The organism is Streptomyces sp. NPDC015127, from assembly GCF_043080095.1.
In the GTDB taxonomy this organism is placed as follows: domain Bacteria; phylum Actinomycetota; class Actinomycetes; order Streptomycetales; family Streptomycetaceae; genus Streptomyces.
Genome location: NZ_JBIBVE010000079.1, coordinates 1 through 3,647, shown reverse-complemented (window position 1 = coordinate 3,647; position 3,647 = coordinate 1). Strand labels below are relative to the sequence as shown.

The following is a 3,647-nucleotide window of genomic DNA, read 5'->3' as shown; positions in this document are numbered from 1 at the left end:
AAGGAACGGACGCTTCCTTTGTACTCACCCTTGCGGGCTTTCCTCCGGGCGCTTCCCTTCGGTCTTGCGTTTCCGACTCTATCAGATCTTTCCGATCCGATTTCCTCGGTGCTTTCCAGTTCTTCGCTTTCGCGCTTCCCTTTCCGGCGGCTCCGACTTTATCAGAAGCATTTCGGCCGAACCAAATCGGCTTGGTGATTCAGATAAAGCTTCGGAATGGCTTCTCGGGAACCGTGTCCCGGCGGAAGCGAGAGAGACTCTAGATGTTCACGCCCGAACCTGTCCAGTCCCGGCAACTGTCCGAATCTACCTCCCCACGGGTCCCATGTCAATGGTCCCGTGGGCGAAGAGGAGACTAGCAGGTCACGGGGCCTCTACGCACATCCGCCCCTCAGGCCGCGGAGGGCAGCTCCGCGCTCCGGTCCGCCTCGTCGACATCGCCCATGTCTCCGGCCCGGGCCGCTCGGCCGCCGAGGATGTACACGTACGCCAGAAACGCCAGCTCGGCGACGATGCCGATCGCGATCCTGGCCCAGGTCGGGAGGCCGGACGGGGTCACGAAGCCCTCGATCACGCCGGAGACGAAGAGGACCAGGGCCAGGCCGATGGCCATCCCGATGGCCGATCGTCCTCGTTGAGCGAGGGCGGTCCGTCGTGACTGGGGGCCGGGATCGATGACCGTCCAGCCGAGCCGGAGGCCGGTGCCGGCTGCCACGAAGACAGCCGTCAGTTCGAGCAGCCCGTGCGGAAGGATCAGGCCGAGGAACGTGTCGAGGCGGCCGGCGGACGACATCAGGCCGATGCCGACTCCCAGGTTGAGGACGTTGATGAACAGAATCCAGATCACCGGCAGGCACAGGAACGCGCCGAGCGCCAGGCACATGGCCGCGGCTTGGGCGTTGTTCGTCCAGACCTGGGCGGCGAACGAGGCCGCGGGGTGACTGGAGTAGTACGTCTCGTAGTCCCCGCCCGGCTTGGTCATCTGCCGGAGTTCCTCGGGGGCGGCGATCGCGGCCTGGACCTCGGGGTGGGCGCCGATCCACCAGCCGATCACGGCTGCGAGCAGTGTGGAGAGCACTGCTGTCGGTATCCACCAGTGACGGGAGCGGTAGACCGCTGCCGGGAAGCCCGCGGTCAGGAAGGTGGCGACGTCCCGCCACCCGGCACGCCGGGTGCCGGTCACCGTGGCGCGGGCCCGCGCCACGAGCTGGGTGAGCCGGCCCGTGAGCATGGGGTCGGGCGCGCTGGACTGGATGAGAGACAGGTGCGTGGCCGTGCGCTGGTACAGGGCCACGAGTTCGTCCGCCTCGGCTCCGGTGAGATGACCTCCCCTGTGCAGGAGGTAGTCGAGACGGTCCCACTCTGCGCGGTGGGCGGTGACAAAGACGTCGAGGTCCATGGTCGGCTGCTGCTCCAGGGCACTGGGTGCGTACGGTCCGTACTACTGCGGCGCGCTGCTGGTCAGCTTGGCAGACTGAGGAATCAAGGGGCAGGGAAGGTCGAGGAACGCGAGGGGTGGCAGCGATGAGCGGGCTTGTGACGGGGGACGCGGTCGTATTGGGGCTGCAGCCTGCGAGGTTGCCGAGCCGGGCGCTCGCGATCGCGATCGACCTGGTGGTGGTGTGGTCGGCGTACCTGTTGGTGTCGATCGGGCTGGCGGTGGCTACGGCATCTCTGGACGAAGCGGCGGTCATGGCGGTGTCGATCGCGACGTTTCTGCTGGTCCTCGTGGGTGCGCCCATCGCTGTGGAGACCCTCAGTCATGGGCGGTCGCTGGGAAAGCTGGCCTGCGGACTGCGGGTCGTGCGGGACGACGGCGGTCCCATCCGGTTCCGGCACGCGCTGGTGCGCGGGGCGATAGGGGTGGTGGAGATTCTGATGTCGTTCGGGGTCATCGCCTGTATCGCTTCGCTGGTCTCGGCGCGGGGGCGGCGCATCGGCGACGTCTTCGCCGGGACGCTGGTCGTACGGGAGCGGGTGCCGGCGGCCCGTGGTGCCTTGGTGGTTCCGCCGCCACCACCGTGGCTGGTCGGGCGGTTCTCCGGGCTCGATCTGTCGGCCGTGCCTGATGATCTGTGGCTGGCGATACGCCAGTACCTGACGCGCATGCGGCAGCTGGACGCCGCCGTCAGCTGGTCGATGGCGCAGCGGCTCGCGGGTGACCTGGCGGCGCGTACGGGAACGCCCGCTCCTGAAGGAGTGCCGCCTGCCGCCTATCTGGCTGCTGTGGTGAACGAGCGGCAGGCGCGTGACGCGCGGCGTGCCTTCGCCGCGGCGGCCAGGGCCGCCGAGGCCAACGGCCGTGCCGCTGTGGGCGCGGGGGCGGCCAGGCCGGTGGAGCTGTCGGGTGGATCGCCGGGCTTTGCGCCGGCTGCGGGTTCGCCGGATGCGGGAGCGGTCGCTCCCACGGGGCCTGGCGCCGGAGGGCGGGGAGCTGTCGGTGCCGGTCTTCCCTCCGGAAGGGGAGCGGGCTGGGCGAGTCCCGGCGCGGCAGCCGGGTCCGGTGCCGGCACCGGTGCTGCGGCGGCAGCCGCCGTGGTCCCGAGAGGTGGGTCGGGGCGGCCGGGGCGTTCGGAGCACGCCGACGTCGAGCCGCCGCCTTCGACCGGATTCGCGCCGCCCGCCTGACCTGCCGGGCGGGCTGGGCCGCCGCCGAAGGACGGGTGTTGGCCGTGCGGCCGGCGGACCGAGGTCCGGAGGCGGCGCGGGGCCGTCAGGGGAAGACCGACGGCGGACTTTCGAGGTCTTCCAATTCGACGCCGGGCGCTGCGAGGACCACGTCCCCGGCGATGTGAACGGTGTGCTGTTCGCCCGTGTCCAGGGCGCTGACCTGGTATTCGTCCACGGTCAGGGGGCCGTTGTCAGTGGTGTGCGCTTCACTCTTCATCAGGGCCCAGGACTGGTCGACGGTACGGGGGGCGAGGACCGGGTCCGTGAAGGCGACCAGGCGTACGCGGGTCGCGGGGGTGGCAGGGGTGAGACGCAGCAGGCGGGCGGTCGCGACGAGGAAGGCGGGGGAAGTGCCGGTGAAGGCGTGGGCGCGCACATTGCCTTCCGTGGCATGGGCACCGGAGGGGTCGGTCCGGACCCAGGTGACGCCGTCCAGGGCGGCGCCTCGGACCTGCCAGTTCGCTGCGTGGAGTTCGAGGCGGATGGGGCGGCCGAGATCGTCGATGGCCAGGTCGATCGTGCCGGCCTGATCGCCGGAGGGGGTGAGTGTGCGGGAGACGTAGCGCCAGCCGGAAGGGCCGGGGGCGCATTGGAAGTGCTCTTCACCGAGGGGGGTGTGATCGTGCGGATCGTGGAGCGAATAGCGGCCGCGGGGCATGGGGGCGTGGGTGTCCTTGTGCGGTGAGGCTCGGCGGCGTGGCGACACGCCCTGACCGGACCGTTCGAGGAGGGTACGGGGCAGGCCCCCGACACGGGGGTGCGGGGGCCTGCCTGGTACCGGCCACGTCCGCCGCCGATGTCTCGGCGGCGGTCCGGCGATCAGTTCAGTGACGCAGATCAGTGACCAGATCAGTGGCGATCGGAGGTGATCAGCATCGCGTAGTGATCAGTAGCGGTAGTGGTCCGACTTGTACGGGCCCTCGACCTTGACGCCGATGTACTCCGCCTGCTCCGGGCGCAGGGTGGTGAGCTTGACG

General features: G+C 69.9%; 4 protein-coding genes. 1 reads left to right on the top strand and 3 read right to left on the bottom strand.

What is annotated here, in order from left to right:
- Positions 1-391 precede the first annotated feature (391 nt).
- Positions 392-1,399: a stage II sporulation protein M gene (locus tag ACF08N_RS37880; RefSeq protein WP_392329246.1), complete on the bottom strand. Its 1,008-nt coding sequence runs from the start codon at positions 1,397-1,399 to the stop codon at positions 392-394.
- A gap of 125 nt (positions 1,400-1,524) precedes the next feature.
- Between ACF08N_RS37880 and ACF08N_RS37875 the strand changes: the two genes are divergently transcribed.
- Complete coding sequence (locus tag ACF08N_RS37875) at positions 1,525-2,628, top strand: RDD family protein (protein ID WP_392329245.1); 1,104 nt, start codon at positions 1,525-1,527, stop codon at positions 2,626-2,628.
- An 85-nt stretch (positions 2,629-2,713) separates the two neighbouring features.
- On the opposite strand, the gene ACF08N_RS37870 is transcribed toward ACF08N_RS37875, so the two are convergent.
- The gene (locus tag ACF08N_RS37870) at positions 2,714-3,328 is read right to left on the bottom strand and encodes a hypothetical protein (RefSeq protein ID WP_392329244.1); all 615 of its coding nucleotides are present in this window, start codon (positions 3,326-3,328) and stop codon (positions 2,714-2,716) included.
- Positions 3,329-3,556: 228 nt separating this feature from the next.
- A partial coding sequence (locus tag ACF08N_RS37865; protein ID WP_392329247.1) for an adenosylhomocysteinase occupies positions 3,557-3,647 on the bottom strand: 91 nt, incomplete at its 5' end.

Excerpts from the sequence above, each read along its gene's own strand:
- ACF08N_RS37870 (WP_392329244.1), bottom strand. The coding sequence starts at position 3,328 with ATGCCCCGCGGCCGCTATTCGCTCCACGATCCGCACGATCACACCCCC.
- ACF08N_RS37880 (WP_392329246.1), bottom strand. The coding sequence starts at position 1,399 with ATGGACCTCGACGTCTTTGTCACCGCCCACCGCGCAGAGTGGGACCGT.
- ACF08N_RS37875 (WP_392329245.1), top strand. The coding sequence starts at position 1,525 with ATGAGCGGGCTTGTGACGGGGGACGCGGTCGTATTGGGGCTGCAGCCT.